The sequence below is a fragment of the Pseudoalteromonas aliena SW19 genome, from assembly GCF_014905615.1.
GTDB classification, from domain to species: Bacteria; Pseudomonadota; Gammaproteobacteria; order Enterobacterales; family Alteromonadaceae; genus Pseudoalteromonas; species Pseudoalteromonas aliena.
Genome location: NZ_AQGU01000027.1, coordinates 105,370 through 125,579, shown reverse-complemented (window position 1 = coordinate 125,579; position 20,210 = coordinate 105,370). Strand labels below are relative to the sequence as shown.

The 20,210-nt window shown below is 40.2% G+C and carries 15 protein-coding genes; 3 read left to right on the top strand and 12 right to left on the bottom strand.

The window, feature by feature from the left end; translation table 11 throughout:
• Positions 1-62 precede the first annotated feature (62 nt).
• The 3 genes from PALI_RS13850 to prlC form a co-directional block, all read right to left on the bottom strand.
• On the bottom strand, positions 63-818 hold the full coding sequence (locus PALI_RS13850; RefSeq protein ID WP_138586561.1) for a class I SAM-dependent methyltransferase: 756 nt from the start codon (positions 816-818) through the stop codon (positions 63-65).
• Between the two features lie 57 nt (positions 819-875).
• Positions 876-2,057, bottom strand: coding sequence for a response regulator (locus PALI_RS13845; protein ID WP_193156196.1), 1,182 nt, complete (start codon positions 2,055-2,057; stop codon positions 876-878).
• Between the two features lie 458 nt (positions 2,058-2,515).
• A complete protein-coding gene (prlC, locus tag PALI_RS13840; RefSeq protein WP_193156195.1) occupies positions 2,516-4,555 on the bottom strand; it encodes an oligopeptidase A in 2,040 nt (679 codons plus the stop codon).
• 297 nt (positions 4,556-4,852) lie between these two features.
• On the opposite strand from prlC, the gene gorA reads away from it, so the two are divergent.
• Positions 4,853-6,214, top strand: a complete 1,362-nt coding sequence (gene gorA / locus PALI_RS13835; RefSeq protein WP_193156194.1) for a glutathione-disulfide reductase — start codon at positions 4,853-4,855, stop codon at positions 6,212-6,214.
• 137 nt (positions 6,215-6,351) lie between these two features.
• Entirely contained in the window at positions 6,352-7,188 is an 837-nt protein-coding gene (locus tag PALI_RS13830) for a mechanosensitive ion channel family protein (RefSeq protein ID WP_077536151.1), read from the top strand.
• A gap of 282 nt (positions 7,189-7,470) precedes the next feature.
• Here the strand turns inward: PALI_RS13830 and PALI_RS13825 are convergent, their stop codons facing one another.
• From PALI_RS13825 to PALI_RS13805, 5 genes are all read right to left on the bottom strand, one after another.
• Positions 7,471-8,061 carry a DUF2799 domain-containing protein gene (locus PALI_RS13825; RefSeq protein ID WP_226894554.1) on the bottom strand — a complete coding sequence of 197 codons (591 nt, stop codon included), beginning with the start codon at positions 8,059-8,061 and terminating at the stop codon, positions 7,471-7,473.
• A 91-nt stretch (positions 8,062-8,152) separates the two neighbouring features.
• Positions 8,153-9,088, bottom strand: a complete 936-nt coding sequence (locus PALI_RS13820) for a polysaccharide deacetylase family protein (RefSeq protein WP_193156193.1) — start codon at positions 9,086-9,088, stop codon at positions 8,153-8,155.
• 18 nt (positions 9,089-9,106) lie between these two features.
• Complete coding sequence (locus PALI_RS13815) at positions 9,107-9,646, bottom strand: YbhB/YbcL family Raf kinase inhibitor-like protein (protein ID WP_193156192.1); 540 nt, start codon at positions 9,644-9,646, stop codon at positions 9,107-9,109.
• A 34-nt stretch (positions 9,647-9,680) separates the two neighbouring features.
• A complete protein-coding gene (locus PALI_RS13810; protein ID WP_077536153.1) occupies positions 9,681-10,781 on the bottom strand; it encodes an alkene reductase in 1,101 nt (366 codons plus the stop codon).
• Positions 10,782-11,134: 353 nt separating this feature from the next.
• Positions 11,135-11,539, bottom strand: a complete 405-nt coding sequence (locus tag PALI_RS13805) for a VOC family protein (protein WP_077536155.1) — start codon at positions 11,537-11,539, stop codon at positions 11,135-11,137.
• A 113-nt stretch (positions 11,540-11,652) separates the two neighbouring features.
• Between PALI_RS13805 and PALI_RS13800 the strand changes: the two genes are divergently transcribed.
• The gene (locus tag PALI_RS13800) at positions 11,653-12,546 is read left to right on the top strand and encodes a LysR family transcriptional regulator (protein WP_193156191.1); all 894 of its coding nucleotides are present in this window, start codon (positions 11,653-11,655) and stop codon (positions 12,544-12,546) included.
• Between the two features lie 63 nt (positions 12,547-12,609).
• On the opposite strand, the gene tldD is transcribed toward PALI_RS13800, so the two are convergent.
• Genes tldD through rng form a run of 4 tightly spaced genes read right to left on the bottom strand, consistent with a single transcriptional unit; the run spans position 12,610 to position 20,210 of the window.
• Positions 12,610-14,049 carry a metalloprotease TldD gene (gene tldD / locus PALI_RS13795; RefSeq protein ID WP_138584335.1) on the bottom strand — a complete coding sequence of 480 codons (1,440 nt, stop codon included), beginning with the start codon at positions 14,047-14,049 and terminating at the stop codon, positions 12,610-12,612.
• On the bottom strand, positions 14,046-14,885 hold the full coding sequence (locus PALI_RS13790; protein ID WP_138584336.1) for a carbon-nitrogen hydrolase family protein: 840 nt from the start codon (positions 14,883-14,885) through the stop codon (positions 14,046-14,048). The genes tldD and PALI_RS13790 overlap by 4 nt, the downstream gene beginning before the upstream one ends.
• Positions 14,878-18,738 carry a YhdP family protein gene (locus tag PALI_RS13785; protein WP_193156190.1) on the bottom strand — a complete coding sequence of 1,287 codons (3,861 nt, stop codon included), beginning with the start codon at positions 18,736-18,738 and terminating at the stop codon, positions 14,878-14,880. Before PALI_RS13785 ends, PALI_RS13790 begins: the two co-directional genes overlap by 8 nt.
• Positions 18,738-20,210 (bottom strand): ribonuclease G, encoded by a 1,473-nt coding sequence (gene rng / locus PALI_RS13780; protein WP_077536165.1) that lies wholly within the window; start codon positions 20,208-20,210, stop codon positions 18,738-18,740. Before rng ends, PALI_RS13785 begins: the two co-directional genes overlap by 1 nt.

Sequence of the window (20,210 nt, the reverse complement as noted above, 5' to 3'; positions counted from 1 at the left end):
CAATATAACGCTTCTTACATGAGCCGGCTTATTGTATAAAAACACCAATCTATGCTTAGTGTTTAAACCATTGCCGCTTTTACATACACATCAAAGCGATTTTTTTTAGTTTTAATTTGCATACTTGGGGTTTGATCATTTAAAAATGGGGCGTAATCGGGGCGCTTTACGACTACGCGTTTACTGGCGAGTGGGTAGGCGAATTCGAGTAAATCGTCGGCGTCGGTATCTGCACCAACAAGCTCTTGGAATACACGCATTTCTTTTTTAACAAGAGCTGATTTTTCACGATGCGGGAACATAGGATCTAAATAAACTACATCAGGGATGCTTTCACATTGCGATAGTAACGTATGGCTCGAACCAAATATGAGGCTCATACTTTGCTTCATCCATGAGCCAATTTCTATGTCGTTATAAGCGCGCTGTAAACCATCATACAATAACGCGGCCACTACGGGATGACGTTCATGCAATATAACGTTGCACCCTAGTGACGCAAGTACAAAACCATCACGACCTAAGCCTGCTGTTGCATCAAGCACAACGGGCGTTGCCCCTTTGTTTAAGCCAACCGCTTTTGCAATTGCTTGGCCTTTCCCCCCACCAAACTTACGTCTATGTGCCGCTGCACCGGTTACAAAATCAACATTGATTGCGCCTAATTTGGGTTCATCTGTTTTATATAAACTCAAGCCACTATCGTCATAATGTAGGCTAAAACCATTGCTTTGTTCTGCCCACTGAGCCAAACCAAAACGTGTTTCTAACTCATTTAAATAAGGGCGACACTCTTTAAAAGCACACTGAATAACCACTATACACTCCGACGATAAAATACCTACTCAGTATATCAATCAGTGCAAGTTAAAGCACTAAAATAGCTCTATATCATTATTTTCAGTGGTATTTTGTAAGACAAGTTCACCAGCGTTACTACGCAAGCTAGCGAGTAACTCATTGCGAGTTTCATTAATTTGCTTAAGCTGACATTTAATAAATGCTAAATCGCTATTAGCAGAAGTAAATAGCTGCATAGTTTGATCTAGCTTGATAAAGTAGGGTGTTAAGTCACAAAGCTTATCACTTTCTTTTTGCAGTTTAATTGCACAATCAAGCTCATGTAATTGTTCTATAAACTGTTTAGTAATACTGTTTTGTGCCTGATTCTGAGAAACTAATTGTTTTACTATATCTTCAAGCGCAATGCCTATTTGCGCGGCCTGTTCGTAGCTATTTTCATTATTTTGTATGGTGATCGCTTTTTCATTGGTGATCTCCAAAATATGCGGAAACAAATCTTTGTAACGTCCAAATTTAGCACTATCGTCAACGGGCATATTTTTTATCAGTAATGATACTTTAGGGTAGTTAATAATGGTGCTGGCACCAACATCAACAAACCGCTGCGCATACCTATGTTGTTCTAGCAATTCTTGCTCTAATGGGCACACCGCACTTTGTAAGCTATAGAATATGCCTTGGCTTTTGTACCAAAACACAACCACGACATCTAAATTGAAAGGAGTAAAAAATGCTAAAAAATATTCGCTTAATAATTGAAAATTATTAGCATGGTAACTTTGCCCAACAAAACGCATTATTCGCCCCATATCTCCGGATTCAGTCATGGCTATTTGGGCCGTTTTTTCTGCATGCTCTACATCATTTTTTAACTTTATGCCTTGTTGACGATATTCATAAAGCACCTTTATGCGCGCCATCAATTCTTGAGCATTAAAAGGCTTAGCTATATAGTCAGATGCACCAGCACTGTAACCTTTTACACGATCAGCCAACTCGATATTGGATGATAGAAACATAACGGGGATGTCTTTGGTCTGCTCATTTTTTTTAATGACTTGGCAAACGTCAAAACCTGATTTACCCGGCATTTCTATATCGAGTAAGATAATATCTGGCTTGTATTTTTTTGTGAGTCTTAAGCCTTCATCACCATCTTTGGCATGAATAATTTTACAAAAACCTGCTAAAGACTCCTCAATTATATGGTGAACCAACTTATCGTCATCAATTGCCAATATTAGCTTTGCCATGCCCTAGTCCATTTTATTAGGTATGTTAAGAGCATAGCTTGGTAGACTGAATTTACTAAAAAATTTAGGGAATAAGTTAAGGCGTGTTGATCTTTGTGGATTGAAATTTGTTCAATCTAGGGGCGATTGAATCGCGGCGCGAGGTTTGTAACCTAGTGGGCTCGGTAACTGCTCCTGCGTTACTCTAATGGCTTACATCCCTGTAAGAATAAGTAAAAATCGAGCAACAAAGAGTTAATCGTCCCTAGAAAGAACCCAAAGGGCAGCGCATGTTTGGCATTTATGCTGCGTTATCGCCTATTTATGGGGAATAACCACACACCATAGGCGCTGCCTTACCTAAAAACCAAACAGCCTGCTGCAAATTTACCCACCAAAGTTCAACATGCCCTAAAATTTAGATAATAAAAAAGCGCCATCAAGGCGCTTTAGTTTAGTTTGTGCTAAAAAATTTATTTTTAAGCCGCAATACCACTATGACGCAGTAAAGCATCTACATTTGGCTCGCGGCCACGGAATTTTTTAAATAGCTCCATCGGCTCCTCACTGCCGCCTTTTTCTAAAATATTTTGCATGAAGGCTTGCCCTGTTTCTGGGTTAAAAATACCTTCTTCTTCAAACTTAGAAAATGCATCAGCAGAAAGAACTTCAGCCCACTTATATGAATAGTAACCAGCACTATAACCACCAGCAAAGATATGACTAAAACCATGTTGAAAACGATTAAATTCAGGCGGATTAACCACCGACGTGCGGCTACGTACATCGTTTAATACCGTTTGAATTTGGCATTCTTCACCGGCTTTATAATCATTATGGATTTTAAAGTCGAATAACGAGAACTCAATTTGACGTAGCATTTGCATGCCTGAGTTATAGTTTTTAGCCGCTAGTAACTTATCAAGTAGCTCTTTAGGTAACGGCTCGCCCGTTTCATAATGACCTGAAATAAAGCTCAGTGCTTCTTCTTCATAACACCAGTTTTCTAAGAACTGACTAGGAAGCTCTACTGCATCCCAAGCAACCCCATTAATACCCGCTACTGGTGCTGCATCAACTTGAGTTAACATGTGATGAATACCATGGCCAAACTCGTGGAACAAGGTTGTCACTTCGTCATGAGTAAACAGTGCAGGCTTATCGCCTACCGCTTTATTAAAGTTACATACTAAATAAGCAACCGGTGTTTGTAACTCGCCGTTAGCACGTACTTTTCGACCCATACAGTCGTCCATCCACGCACCGCCGCGTTTCCGGTCGCGCGCATATAAATCGAGATAAAAACGTCCGCGTAGGGTATTGCTGCTGTCTACAATTTCAAAAAAGCGTACATCTTTGTGGTAGCTGTCAAAGTCAGTAACTTCTTTTACGCTAATACCAAATAAGCGGTTAACGGTTTCGAATAAGCCACTTAATACTTTATTTGCTGGGAAGTAAGGACGTAGTACTTCGTCTGAAATTGCGTATTTTTCTTGCTTAAGTTTTTCGCTGTAGTAACCAAAATCCCATGCCTGCAATTCAGAAATACCATGCTTTTGCTCAGCGTAAGCTTTTAGCTCTGCCACTTCTTGCTCTGCTTGTGGTTTTGATTTAGCCGCTAGGTCTTCTAAAAACGAGAATACTTGCGCCGGTGTTTCGGCCATTTTAGTTGCCAGTGATTTTTCAGCGTAGCTGTTGAATCCTAGTAACTGTGCAAGTTCATGGCGAAGCGCAAGCTCCTCACTCATAATATCAGAATTATCAAATTCACCGGCGTTAGGGCCTTGATCGGATGCGCGGGTAGAAAACGCAGTGTAGGTTTCTCTGCGAAGCTCGCGGTTATCTGCATAAGTCATAATTGGCAAGTACGACGGAAAATCAAGGGTAAATACCCAACCGTCTAATTCTTTACTTTTTGCAGTGTCGGCTGCAAGTGCTAAGGCTGATTCTGGTAAACCGGCTAAATCGGCTTCGTCAGTAATGTGTTTGTGCCACGCTAAGGTCGCATCCATTACGTTATTACCAAACTTAGAAGCAAGCTCTGATAAACGCGCGCTTATTTCACCGTAGCGTTTTTGCTGCTTCGGCGCTAATGCAATACCCGATAATTTAAAATCACGCAGCGCATTAGTTATTGTTTTTTGCTGTGCTGTAGTCAGCGTTTTAAATTCGTCGCTGCTATAAAGCGTATTATACGCGTTGTATAAACCTTGATGCTGACCTACAAATGTTGAATATTCAGATATTAACGGTAAGCACTGCTCGTAAGCTTCGCGTAATTCGTCGTTATTCATTACTGAATTTAAATGCGATACAGGGGAGAACATGCGCGATAATTTATCGTCAGCTTCTTCAAGGGGTAATACTAAGTCATCCCACGTGTACGACCCTTTTGCAAGTACGTCATCAATGGCTTTACGACAAAGCTCAATACCGTCTTTAAGTGCTGGTACTACGTACTCAGGCTTTATTTTTGAAAATGGTGGTAAGCCTTCAAGGCCAATTAATGGGTTGCTCATAAATACTCTCTTTGCGTTAATGCATTACGTTTAAATTGGGTCTAAAAATAAAAAAACAACTCTTATCTAATCAGTAAATGGCGCTTACTTTGCCTAATGAAATCTAAAGCGGCCTCTGTTACGTATTCTTGATATTCTGATTTTGTGACTGTTAAACCGCTCTCTATTATTGTTTTGTTCAAGCAAAGTGATAAATTCGAATGTTTTTTTACTAAACATAGGTCACCTAAACACTCTTTATTTTTAAAACTTAATGTTATGCTAATGCGCATAAAACTCAACGCCTAAGGACATAAAATGACACAACACTTTGATTATATTGCAATCGGTGGTGGCAGTGGTGGTATTGCCTCTGCAAATAGAGCAGCGATGCGTGGCGCTAAAGTAGCACTTATAGAAGCAAAGCACATGGGCGGCACGTGTGTAAACGTAGGCTGCGTACCTAAAAAAGTAATGTGGCATGGTGCTCAGGTTGCTGAAGCAATTAATTTATATGCCCCAGATTACGGCTTTAATGTTGAAGTTAAAGGTTTTGACTGGAGCAAGTTAGTAGAAAGCCGCGAAGCCTACATAGGCCGAATTCATAAAGGTTATGACAGTGGCCTTGCCAGCAATGGCGTTACTGTAATTAAAGGCTTTGCTAAATTTGTAGATAATAAAACAGTTGAAGTAAATGGCGAGCATTACACAGCCGACCATATATTAATTGCAGTTGGTGGGCGCCCAAGTATTCCAAATATTGAAGGTGCTGAGCACGGCATTGATTCAAATGGCTTTTTTGAACTAAAAGAACAGCCTAAGCGCGTTGCCGTTATTGGCGCAGGCTACATAGCCGTTGAGCTTGCTGGTGTATTACACGGTCTAGGTACTGAGACGCATTTATTTGTACGTAAACACGCTCCACTTCGCAGCTTTGATTCGTACATTGTAGATACACTTGTTGAAGTAATGGCTGCCGAAGGCCCTACTTTGCACACTCATTCTGTACCAAATAAATTGATAAAAGAAGATGATGGCTCTGTAACACTGCATTTAGATAACGGTAAAACTCATAACGTTGACCAAGTTATTTGGGCAATTGGTCGCGAGCCAACAACCAATGCTATTAACGTTGCAGCCGCAGGCGTAGAAGTAAACAGCAGTGGTTTTGTAAAAGTTGATGAGTATCAAAATACGACAGCTGAAAATGTATACGCGGTTGGCGATATCATCGAAAACGGTATTGAACTTACACCAGTAGCAGTAAAAGCAGGCCGTACCTTATCTGAGCGGTTATTTAATAAAGAACTATCTGATGATTTAAAAATGGATTACAGCTTAGTTCCTACGGTTGTATTTAGTCACCCACCAATTGGTACTATTGGTTTAACTGAGCAAGAAGCTATTTCCCAGTATGGCGAAGAAAACGTTAAAATTTACCAATCTGGTTTTACAGCTATGTACACAGCCGTAACCAAACATCGTCAACCTTGTAAGATGAAACTTGTATGTGCCGGCCCAGACGAAAAAGTAGTTGGCTTACACGGTATTGGTTTTGCGGTTGATGAAATGATTCAAGGTTTTGCAGTTGCCATGAAAATGGGCGCAACTAAAGCTGATTTTGATGCCGTTGTTGCTATTCACCCAACAGGCTCAGAAGAGTTTGTTACCATGAAATAAGCTTTTTACAAATTTGAAAACATAAGCCCCTTCGTATTAATTTGCTAAGGGGTTTTTATTTGCATTAAGTTTACCAATTGGCTTAATAAATCAATATACTTAGTGTGTCTTAATCAACTCGTATCGAACTGGAAATTATGCTCACAGATATATTATCTCACCCATTTCTTATTTCATTAGTGATGCTCACAATTGCATTTATTCTCAAAGTACTTGTTGATAAATTAGCGAAAAATCGTGCAGAAAAAAAAGAAAAAGATATTCGCTACATTGCACACAATATTAAGCACTTTATTAATTTTGTAATGGTGTTATCACTACTGTTTGTTTGGTCAACTGAAATACAAAACTTTGCTCTCTCAATTGCCGCTTTTGCTGTTGCAATTGTACTTGCTACACGTGAATTTATTCAGTGTGTCATTGGCTTTTTTTACTTAGTGACAACGCGGCCATTTAGAGTCGGCGATTGGATTCAGGTCGGTGAGTATTATGGTGAAGTCGCCGAAACTGATTGGATAAAAACCACTATGCATGAAATTGATATGCATACTTATCAGTTTTCAAGAAAAACCATATACATACCTAACAATAAACTGATCACCAGCCCAATTAAAAACTTAAATTTTGTAAAACGCTTTGCCACTCATCATTTTACTATTGTACGTAAAGAGAGTTTTAACCCATACCCAATTTACGACACGTTAACTGCTAAAGCTAAACTTTACTGTAAAGAATTTGAAGAAGTAGCCAGTCGATACAATTCAATTATTGAAAGAAAGCTGGATGCTAAAATTTCGGGCCCTGAGCCTGAAATTCACTTTGGTACAACGGATTTAGGTGAGTTTAGAGCCAGTTTTACGTTGTTTTGCCCAACCGATAAAGCACTTGAAATTGAACATAAACTCACTGAGTGTTTTATGGCACTGTGGTATGCACAAGCGCTGAAAAGTAGCACTGATGCGGGCGAGGTATAAATCTTACTTAACCTGAACTATAGTTAAGAGATTTACTAACATATTGAATCATGGTGATATTTAGATTTATTTCCAGAGTTCAGGTTACTTATACCAATCGACATAAGCATTTAAACAAATTAACGAGTTAAATACTCCATAACATCGTTAAATAGACCCATATTTAAGCCGATTGATATGACAATAACCATTAAAAATAAGCGCGAGTTGATTTCGCGCTTATTTAACTTTTAGGTAGTACTGCAAACCACTCTTTGGTTTTTTAGCCTAAGCCTCGCTTATCTATAACTCGTATTCAACACGAAACGAAGGCAACTTATTTAATAATGGAATAAGCGAACGCTCTCGTCTTAAAGAGCTGCGCTCATCATCAAGTACCCTTCGCTCATTAGTGAGCTCTCTGCGCTGATTACTGGAGACATTTGCAGCACTTAACTCATTGCTGATCACTTCAAGTCGTCTGTTTATTGTGTCGAGTCGGTTATTTATTTCGGTTTTTCTTGCTTCGATTTGGTAACGATCATTACCTTCTTCCCAGGCCTTTCGAAACTGTTTGCTGTTACACACACCATTAAATGACTCGCCACGAATGCCTACTGTAAAGCCGTTTTCAGGTTTGCAATAGTGCTGCAGGCCATTGTTATAACCTTCTTTATACAAAGCAACGTCAGGTGAAATACCAAACTCTCGACAAGCTTTTACTGTATCAATACCTTGGTTATAAGCCTTGCCTGATTCGCCATGATCATAACCTAGCTGCTGCCAATTTGCGTATGCACACTCTTCTTGCGATAAGCTAGTACAGCCACTGAGAGTAATAAGGGCTAGGCTAAAAACAAGTTTTTTAATCATATCAACAACATCTGTTTTCATTTGAATATACAAGCATATTATCCCCTCTTTAGGGCCATATCAATAGGCCCTAAAGCTGCGTATGTTTAGTCTATCATTCAGTGCTGTTGCATCAGTCGTTAAATTTTCTTGCTGGATTAGTCGGCACTTGTGTTTGTTGCATGATCCATTTTGCTATATTGTCTTTACGCATAAACTTAATACCTTGATGCTGCTTGGCGTACAGAATAAAGTCATCAAGTGCTTTAACTCTCGCAGGCGTCCCTGCAACACGGTCATGCGCACTTATCGACATAATTCGCCGTCTTGTTTTACCTTCGCTATAAAGTACATCAAACTCATCTTTTAGTTCTTGTAAATAGGCTTTACCTGTCATCGCAGTGCTGCCCGAGTAACGAACAATATCGTTATTTCTAAAGGTATAAGGCACTACAACAAAAGGCTTACCATTTACAGGTGTATACGATGGTTCATCACGTGATAAGTCGTCAATGTGATAAATAAAGCCTAAGTTTTGTAAAATGGATAATGTGTTTTTTGAGTGTCGCATCCAAAAAGCATTAAAACCAACAGGGCGAGTGCCCGTTATTTCCTCAATTATATTAGCGCTTTTAATATATGAAGCACGCTCTTGCTCTGCTGTCATTGAGTATTGCGGGGTCCACGTTTGACCATGACCCGATGCTTCATGCCCTCTTGTAACCACTTCTTTGGCTAACATAGGATTTAACTCAACAGCCCTGCCCACCATGTGCGACGTCACTTTGATATTATGCTTATCCCATAAGTCGAGCAACCGTGGAATACCCTCGTTCATACCATATTGATACCATGTAGGAGAGATAGTGTCGTTGTAGCCCACTTCTATTTGAGGAAATGGCCCAGCATCAGAAGCATCCTGTGCGGTGGCTTCAAATTGCATTGAAATAGAGATCACTAGCTGTGCATTATCTGGCCAAAACCCTGATTTTTCAGAGAGCTGTTCAGCGCTAGTTGGTAAACTACCAAGTAATGCGATTAAACACGTAAACAGAGATAATATTTTCATCTGTATATCCTAAGTTAATTAACGCGGACCTGCCGTCACCGTGATACTGGCTGTATCTAGGGCATGCTGGTGTATAAAAAAACCTGTTAATGCACTCGTTGCGCCCTTTGGTACATCAAGCTTTTCAACATCCAATGCATATACTTTATAAGTGTAATTGTGCTTTCTTCCCTCTGGTGGACAAGGGCCAAAGTAGCCAGCTTTGCCCATATCAGTATTGCCCTCAACAGCACCAAGAGGTAGTGACTTGGATGCAATTGAGCTCGTATTTGCTGGAATGTCGTACACCACCCAATGCCAAAACCCGCTGCCTGTCGGTGCATCATTGTCATAAACTGTCACAGCAAAACTTTTGCTCTGTTTAGGCGCATTTTGCCAATCAAGTTGCGGCCTAATATTGCTTCCTTGACAGCCAAAGTGGTTCCAATATTGTGTCTTCGTTATTGCCTGACCTTGCTGTAAATCAGGGCTTGATAAATTAAATTCAGCAGCAAAACTTATACTACTAAACAAGCCGGTCAGTATTAAAGCGGCAGCTGTTTTTGTTATATTAAACATAGGTATTCCTTGTTTTTATCTTTAAAAATCTGATTTATTGCTGATAAGGAAGGTAATCGGTATAACCTACCGCTGTGCCACCAAAAAGCGTTGCATGGTCAGTAATACTGCTTAATGGTAGTTGGTGTTCAATGCGATACGGTAAATCAGGGTTGGCAATAAAACGTCTGCCAAATGCAATAAAGTCGGCAAGGCCTTTATCGATAAGCTCAGCCCCTGTTTGTTCGGTGTAATTACCAGCAACCATAATAGCGCCACTAAAGCCGCGACGTAGCGCCTCTCTAAATTCACGTGTCACTGTTGGCGCATCGTCCCAATCTGCTTCTGCTAGGTGAATATATGCAATACCAATGTCATCAAACTTATTTGCAGCGAGTAAAATTGTTTCAATGGCTTCATTGTCATCCATACCACGCTGGGTTATAAAAGGTGCGAGTCTGATACCCACTTTGTGCGCGCCAATAGCTCCACTAATTGCAGCGATAATTTCACACGCAAAGCGTATTCTGTTTTCTTGACTGCCACCATATTCATCAAGGCGCTTGTTCGATGAGCGTCGTAAAAACTGGTCAATTAAGTAACCGTTACCACCATGTACTTCAACACCATCAAAGCCTGCTTTTATTGCATTAATAGCCGCTTGTTTATAGTCGTTCACAATCGCTTTAATTTCTAAAGCACTAAGCGCTCGTGGGGTTGGGCAATCAAGCATGCGCCCTTGTCCATCATCACCCACAACCCAAACTTGTGCATCTGGAGCCAGTGCTGATGGCGCAACAGGTAAGCCATCACTATGAAATGAAGGATGTGACATACGCCCTACATGCCACAGCTGTAAAAATATTTTCCCGCCTTCGTTGTGCACCGCCTGTGTTACAAGTTTCCAACCTTCAATTTGCTCCTGCGAGTAAATACCAGGTGTGAACGAATAACCTTTACCTTGCGGGCTAATTTGCGTTGCCTCTGAAATAATCAGCCCAGCACTTGCGCGTTGAGCATAGTACGTTGCCATTAACTCAGTTGGAATATCACCTGGTTGCGCTGTGCGTGAGCGGGTCATAGGCGCCATAACAATTCGATTGTTAAGGGGTGTATCGCCAATTTTTTTAGCGTTGAATAACGATTTTATAGACATAATTTGCTCTCTTATTTAATAATTTACACTAGGGCCTGTTGACCTTTAGCGATTGATTTTGCAGCTGCATGTTTAGTATTTAGGCAAGGCAGAGCCTATGGTGTGTGGTTACTCCCCATAAATAGGCGATAACGCAATATAAATGCCAAACATGCGCTGCCCTTTGAGCTCGATCTAGGGACGATTAACTCTTTGTTGCCTACACGCATGTCGGTAAGGGGCGTGAGCAGGACGCGGAAGCTTTGCTCGGTTTTGACTTAGCCCGCTAGGTTACAAACCTCGCGCCGCGATTAAACCGCCCCTAGATTGAACAAATTTCAATCCACAAAGGTCAACACGCCCTAGGGTTAAAACTAAATTTCATTACTATTAAATAGCATTTCGATTTTTAGCCCTTCAGGCCCATCTATAAAAATCTGATGCTCTAGCAGCTCAGGCACTGAGCGCTCAAAGTAAATGACTCCTGTTTGATCTAAACGATTCTTGAATGCTTGGTAACGTAAGCTACGAATTGCAATATGATCTACAACACCTCGGCCTTGCATTTTGCTATTAACCGCTGATAAATAACGCTGCTGTGCTTTATTTCCAGCAGCGTTGACTAAGTGGATTAACGCAATATTATCGGTGCCATATAGCCAACTACCTTCAAATGAAAACGGTGGCCGGTACCCTTGCGTTAATCCAATTGAGTTGATAAAAAATTGGCGCATTACTGGATAATCAGCACTCGCAATTAACACATGATCTAATCGCATTCGTTTTCTCTTGTCGTTTTTAATACAGCCAGTTTAATTGTTTATGATAATTTGATAATTGAGTTAATATTAAAAAGACTATTCATAAAAACTGAATATAGAAGTGAGGATTAATGGCTAAAATTGATGATATGCAGCTTTTTGTTCATGTAGTGAGATCCTCAGGACTTGCGGCAGCGGGACGGAAAATAGGTTTATCGCCAGCGAGCATGACGGCGCGAATTAATCAGCTCGAAAATCACTATCAAACACGTTTATTGATCCGTAATACCCGCAGCATTAAGTTAACGGATGCAGGTGAGCGATTTTATCAAGGCTGTTTAAGAGTGATTGCTGAAGTTGATGCCGCCGAGCAGAGCATCGCTATCAATGACTGTGAGCTTTCTGGCAGCCTAAAAATCACTGCACCTTCAGATTTTGGTAAGCAGTTTGTTGCCCCTGCGCTATCAAAATTTGTCGCCCTTAATCCGCAAGTAAAACCGCATCTTCATTTAACAGATGGCTTAATCAGCTTAATTGAAGAAGGCATTGATGTCGCTATTCGCTTTGGTAACTTACCAGACAGTAATTTAATCAGCCGTATGATCAAACCCAATAAACGGGTGCTATGTGCCTCAGCTGATTACATAGAAAAACATGGGAAACCTTTATCACCGGGTGATTTAGTTGATCATCGATGCCTGGTGATGGAACGATTTGGCCAGCCGATGAATGAATGGCATTTTAAAAACACAATAATACGTGTTCCAGTCGCTATGAGTAGCTGTGATGGTTCGGTGATCAGGCATTGGGCTATTAATGGAGCTGGTATTGCACTTAAATCATTCGTCGATATTAGTGTTGATTTAGCTAACGGTAGCCTAGTAACTTTACTCGATGAAGATATTCTTGGATTTAGTAATAAAGATAAAGAACAGATTGGTTTACAGTTTGTCTATCCGTCACGTAAATTTCAGCCTAGGCAAGCGGTGGCATTTATGGACTTTTTACAGCAACAATTAATATAAAAAAACCTTGAGAGCTTGCGCTTTCAAGGTTGTAATTTTGAGGCTATATGATACTTACAAAAGTTAAGCTGTACCACCAACGGTTAGATTATCAATTTTAAGACTTGGCTGACCAACGCCTACCGGTACGCTTTGACCATCTTTACCACAAACACCAACACCTTTATCAAGTGCTAAGTCGTTACCAACCATCGATATTTGCTGCATTACTTCTGGGCCATTACCAATAAGTGTTGCGCCTTTAATCGGCTGAGTAATTTTACCATTTTCGATTAAATACGCTTCTGATGCGCTAAATACAAACTTACCTGAGGTTATATCTACTTGCCCGCCGCCAAAGTTAGGCGCGAATACCCCTTTTTTAACGCTGCTGATAATATCGGCCTGGCTGTGCTCTCCACCTAACATGTAAGTATTGGTCATGCGAGGCATAGGTAAATGCGCGTAAGACTCGCGACGTGCGTTACCTGTAGGATTTACACCCATTAAACGCGCGTTTAGCTTATCTTGCATATAGCCTTTTAAAATACCTTTTTCGATCAGTACATTGTAAGCTGCAGGTGTGCCTTCGTCATCTACGTTAAGCGACCCTCGGCGATCAGCCATTGTACCATCATCAACCACTGTACATAGTTCAGACGCTACTTTTTGGCCAACTTTACCGCTAAATGCAGATGCACCTTTGCGGTTAAAGTCACCTTCAAGTCCATGCCCTACAGCTTCGTGTAAAAGCACGCCAGGCCAACCATTACCAAGTACAACTTCCATAGTACCAGCAGGGGCATCAATTGCTTCAAGGTTTACTTTTGCTTGGCGCACTGCTTCTTCGGCAAATTCCATCCAACGTGGTTTACCATCAACAAGTTCTTTAAAATAACCATAGTCTAAACGTGCACCACCGCCTGCGCCACCGCGCTCACGGCGACCCTCTTTTTCAAGCAGTACCGAGCAGTTTAAACGAATAAGCGGGCGAATATCGGTGGCAAACGTGCCATCACTTGCCGCGATTAATACTTCTTCGTATACCGCAGACATTGAACTAATTACTTGCTCTGCATCGGGTGCTAGTTCACGAATATAGTTTTCAAGTTCGCGTAATAAGTTGACCTTGTCGGTATCGCTCATACTAGAAATTGGCTGATGTGGTGCAAACTGCTCTTTGGCTTTAACATCGCTAAATACTTTAATCGCTCTATCTTCACCTGCATCTGCAATGCTACGCGCTGCTGTTGCAGCTTTATTTAGTGCTTCAAGATTTATTGCATCAGAGTAAGAAAAACCTGTTTTTTCGCCGCTTACAGCACGCACACCAACACCACGCTCAACATTGTAAGAACCTTCTTTTACAAGCCCGTCTTCAAGCACCCACGATTCGTGGTGGCTTGATTGAAAATATAAGTCAGCGTAATCCACTTTATGCTGATGTATGTAAGCGAGCGTTTTTTCGAGCTCTTCTCTATTTAGCTGGCTGTCGTGTAGTAAATGCTGTTCAACCGAATTCATAATAAATGCTCTCTAAATCGTTGATGAGATTGCACTGGCATATCTCGTCTAATTTTTTGTAACTGGTCTAAATCTGCGTTGCAGCTTATAAAACCGGTGCCTGTTGGCAATTCACTTAGGATGTTTCCCCAAGGTGAAACAATAATACTGTGACCATATGTTTGTCGGCCATTTTCATGTATACCGTACTGAGCTGCTGCAACTACATAACATTGTGTTTCTATTGCGCGAGCTGCTAATAGCGGTTGCCAGTGTGCTTGCCCTGTTGGTACAGTAAAAGCACTCGGTACTAAAATAATATCCGCGCCTTGGCGTACTAGTTCGTTGAATAAGCCACTAAAGCGCAGATCATAACATACTGTTAAACCTATTTGGCCAAAGGGAGACTCAACCACCACCACATCGCTACCTGCTTGAGTAAAATCTGACTCTCGGTAGTTTCCTGTTTTGTCATCAATGTTTACATCAAACAAATGTATTTTGTTATACGTTGCAACTAGCTCGCCTTGGTTATTGAATAAGTGCGACGCTGCATAATATTTATTTTCATTAAACGGCTCTGGCATTGTGCCTGCATTTAACCAAATATTATGAAGTTTACACAATTTACTAAGTTGCAGTTTGTATTGTTCAACTTTCTTAGCAACAACGAGCGTATCGTGGCCACTTTTGCTAAAGACTAAAAAAGCCTCAGGTAAACAAACAAGCAATGGCCTGGTTGCTGGTAATGTTTTCAACACGCACTTTAAGCTTGCCATGTTTTCATCAGCATTTAGCGTTGAGCACATTTGCACAGCAACTATTGTAGGTGTTTTAAGGCTCTCGGTATTATTCATTGGCTGTTTTTACATCAGTATTTTTAAGCGTTAACTCTGTTGATGTTTGGGGCTGATTTTGCGCTGCTTGTGGTAACGTAACTTCACGGCTTTTTCTGTCAAGCTCCTGCACAACAGGATCGTTCATTTTCCCTGTTACTTTAAAATTAATTTCTGAAATAACATTCGCTGAATGAATAACTTTATCAAGTGCTAGCGCCGCAAGCCCTGTTACTGGATTCACCATCCAAGCAACAATAACCGGAATACTCGACGTTACTTGTGGTGCGACAGCAAGGTCGTAATTTATATCAAGGGTGTTTAAGTTTGCGTAGCCCTTAATGGTTAGATCAGCAGGTACACCATCCATTTTAGTATCTTTAGTATATGCGATGCCATTTTCTAGCTGCATAGAGCCTTGCATGCTGTTATAAAAAAAACCTTTTGAAAAAACATCTCTAAAATCCAGCTTTAGCTTACGTACCAACGAATCCAGGCTCAATAATGAAAATACCCGAGCACCGCCATCACTAACTTCAGTTAAATGCCCTTCTCCTAAATCCCACTGTATTTCACCACTTAAACTTGCAACATCAAAGTCATAAGGAGCGCCTTGCCACCCTAAATTATAATTAATGTTTGTTTTAGAATCTTTAATCGCTGTAGTTATATCAAACTCATCAAACAAGGCACCTACATCATCACTTTTAAGCTCGCCATTAAGATTAGTTAAACCATTTTCCCATTGTCCTTTGGTTCGCAGTATATGGTCGCCTTTATCAACAACGAGTTCAGAAATAACAAGTCGCTTGCCATCACCTAATAGCGAGGCACTTACTTTATCTAATTGATAATGAGATATTTTACAGTCACTACATTCAAACTCTATTGCCGGCACTTTAGTTAACCAACTTAAATCTTCGTCGAGTTCTGCATCCTTGGTATCTAGCTCTTGTTGGATTCTCTGTGCAAAGTTAAGTCTTAAATAATCAGCATTAATACGTATTGGCTGACTCGGCTGGGAGGTAGGAATAAATACACCAGCACGCAACTCTTTTGCGTTTAATTTTAGAGAAAAATCACTTTGCGTAGGTGCCAACTGCATTTCAAAGTCATTAAATACAATACTACTTGCATTAAAAGTACCTATATTTGCAACGACCTTATTTAGCGGCGGCATAATGCCTGATGATTGGCTATTTGGATCGTCTTTTGCTGCATCAATTATTTGATCAATAAGATCAATCCACGGGACTAACTCTGTTTGCTCGAGATTAATATTAACGCTTAAATCTTTTGGGCTAAGCCCTAAATCTTGTTTACCCAGTACAAAATGAGCATTGCTAAATTGCGACTTATTATTTTCTAAAATAGCATTAAAGTAAAATTGCTGATTTGCATTTGCTGTAATAAGATTTGAAATTTCATCGCCTTGCACAACAGCATCAAGTGCCCATATTTGTTCACTCGTTTTATTATAAGGTGCTGGTAAGTTGCTCGTTAAACCAAGTAGTTCTGAAGTTACCTGTGCACGATAATTAAAACCTTGCTCGGTAAAGTTAAGGACTAAACCAATATCAATATCACTTTGACCCTTAAGGTAATCTTTTAAAATACCTTGTCCGCGTGCTATTAAGGTATTGGCGTCAAGTTGCGCATTAATATCTATATTTACTTGGTAATTTTTAGCATCACTTTTACTGCTGTAGTTAATATTTAATGGCATACCAAGCCACGTAGCTGTAGCATTTTGAAGTGTGATATTGTCGTTTTTAAAACTAAGTTCACCACTTAGGTTTTTAAGATCAATACCTGGAGTCGCAATGAATACTGGCAGATTACTTAAATCAACTTTGCCACTCACACTTGCACCATCTTCAAACTTAGAGCCAATTAATAACTCAATACTGGCTTGTGCCTCTCCTTTGCCTTGCACAACAGTAAAAATCTCAGCAAGAGGATTGGCAATAGGAGTGGCTGCAAAAAAATCATGCAACTTTTCCATTGGTGCTTTTTTATCTATTTGTACAATAACTTCGTCAGCATTCATCAAATCGGCAATGCTTACTTTTACGCTGCTGCCTATGTCTAAATTTACTAGTTTGCCCTGCTGACTATATATATACATACGTTCATTAGCAAAATGCAGAGCAACATTTGCATCAGTAACAGTTGGCCAATCAGGATCAAATTCATAGGTTGCATTATCTATTTGTGCCAATACATTAAACTGACCTGAACCATCAGCAAATGGAAATCCCGATACAGGTCCGGCAAATAAAATCTGCGCTTTGGCTATTTCGCCACCTTTAATTGCACCATTTAGATAGCTAACAAGTTCTGAGCTCATCGCTTTAAGCGGAAAATAATTACCTGCAATGCTCGCATCTGGTGCGAACGCTTCTGCATATAAATCTAAGCGGGGGGTTTTACCTAAGCTCAGTGCCATCTCGGCAACTAATGTCACTTCGTTGTTATCAAACCAAATATTATCACTGCTGATATGCCAGCTATCATTTTGCTTAGCTAAATCAAGCACAATATTAAGCTGGTTGTAAGCTATATCATTACTAAAGCTGTCGCCTGTAACCAATGTACCGTTTTCGCCAAACAATGAAATACGACCGCGGCTTTGGTTAACTAAACCGTTTACACGCAACCCTTGCACTGCTGGTATTGAATCCAATTCTTGCCAGCCAATCTCGTTCGCCTCGAACCATAACTGCCATTGCTGTGCATTATTAAAACTGACATAAGCTTGTTTTATTTGACCGCTAGGTTGTCGATTTAAAAATGGTTTAAGTGCATCAAAACGTGTAAGTTCCGCTAAATTAGCAAGTAACCCCAAATCAACTTGCTCTAACCATAGTTGCTTTTGAGTACCTAGTTGCGCTTCAAATTTTAAACTTGGCCACGTTGTTTTATTACTATTAAATGTTAAACCAGTGCTTTTTAAGTGCCAGCTGTTTTGCTCTGGATATAAATGAAAGCCGCCTTCACTCAAACTTACTTGCTGATTTTGCTCTGCACTTTTCCATCGAACAAAGCTAGGTAACCATTGCATTTTTATATCACTTACAAGCCCTTTTTCAAGCTTAAGCCACGCCTGTAAATTTATATCGCTACTTAATTGCTGCTTTTCAGTGTTAATGTATTGCGATAACAAATTAGACACATCAACTTTATTTGCTTGCACATATATATCACCCGCCACTTGCTCAATTGTTTCACCAGTAAGTGCAATGCGTGCATCAAAATTGCCCACTGAAATCCCGGGTAAAGCTAAGGTGCCACTGCCTAAATGCTGGTTTTCTTCGTTTTGCCAAGTGATATTTTTGAGCAACAATTTCCGCTCTGTGCCATCTTCTAGCACAAAGTTAATGCTCGAGTTTTCTACTGCAAAATGGCCTGTTTCACCTAAAAAAAGCTCTTCTATTAATTCTTTTTGTTCAAACGAAACCTCTTCAGTCTCGTTACTATTAAATAAATTAGCCATATTGACGCTGGTATGAAAACCATTAATAACAAAATAGTTAGATTTAAATTGCAGCGTTTTTAAGCTTTCCCACAAGTTAAGCTCTAAGCTTGTTTTGGCTATGGTGAGTGATATAGGCGCAGTTTCGTTATCTTTAAACGATAAGTTTTCAAGTACTAGAGCAGGCCCACTGCCCTGCCAGCTCGCCGAAATTGCGCCAATTGACAGGCTTATTGCAAACTTATCATATAGGTAGGTTTCAATATTGCTTTTGTAATCGTTTGCATAGGGAAGTGTATATTTTAAAATAGAGACAATAACGGCCAGTAACACTAAAGTGATGGCACAAGTTTGCCATAACTTTCTAAAACAAAAAAAACAGGCCGCTTTTACCTTCATTACATCATCACCACATCAAACTGTTCTTGGCTGTACAAACTTTCGGTTTGAATATGTACTTGCTTACCTATAAACAGTTCAAGTTCCGCAAGGTTATGATATTCATCATTGAGTAAAGCTTCGCTTACAGCAGGTGCGGCATAAACCATAAATTTATCTGCCGCATAAGCTCGGTTAACGCGGACTATTTCGCGTAATATTTCGTAGCAAACTGTTTCAACCGTTTTTTGCGAACCGCGACCTGAACAGGCAGGGCATACATCACATAAAATATGCTCTAAACTTTCACGGGTACGCTTACGAGTCATCTCTACCAAGCCAAGTGCTGAGAGTCCGTTAATGTTTGTTTTGGTTCGATCTTGTGATAAAGCAGCTTCAAGTGAATGAAGCACTCGACGTTTGTGATCCTCGCTTACCATGTCAATAAAGTCGATAATAATAATACCGCCTAAATTACGTAACCTAAGTTGGCGAGCTATGGCTGAAGTAGCCTCAACATTGGTATTAAAAATGGTTTCTTCTAAATTTCTATGACCCACAAACGCGCCAGTATTTACATCAACCGTAGTCATCGCTTCGGTTTGATCAATAATGATATAGCCACCCGACTTTAACGTAACTTTGCGATGTAGCGCTTTTTGGATTTCATTTTCAACATCAAATAAATCAAAAATTGGCCGTTCACCTGGGTAATACTCCAAGACTTGCGACAATTGTGGTACAAATTCTTCGGTAAATAGTTTTAATTCTTGGTAAGTGAGTTTTGAATCAACACGAATACGCTCCATGTCTTCACCGACATAATCTCGTAGCGTTCTAAAGGTAAGCGTCAGATCTTCATGTAATATACTGGCTTTGCTCGTTTTTTTACGACGGGATGTTATTCTCTCCCAGAGCTTTCTTAAAAAGCCGGCATCGTGCCGTAATTCAGCTTCACTAGCACCTTCTGCAGCAGTGCGAACAATAAAACTGCCATTTTCGTCACCATATTCAGCAACAATTTTTTTAAGGCGCGAACGCTCTTCTTCGGTTTCTATGCGCTGACTAACACCAACATGAGTCGCATCAGGCATAAAAACTAAGTATCGAGAAGGTATCGTTATATCAGTAGTAAGCCTAGCACCTTTAGTACCCAGAGGATCTTTTACCACCTGCACCATTATGAATTGGCCTTGGCGAACTAACTCTCTAATATCTTGTACTTTTTTTATTGGTACGTCGTCGACCCCTTCAACAATAGATGCACTGTTGACAATATCTGATGCATGTAAAAATGCCGCTTTTTCAAGACCGATATCAACAAAAGCCGCTTGCATACCAGGCAAAACACGGCTTATTTTTCCTAAATAAATGTTACCTACAATACCTAGGTTACCTATTCGTTCTAATTGAATTTCTTGTAATACGCCGTTTTCTATTAGGGCAACACGGCTTTCGCTTGGCGTGACATTGATCAGTAATTCTGTACTCAT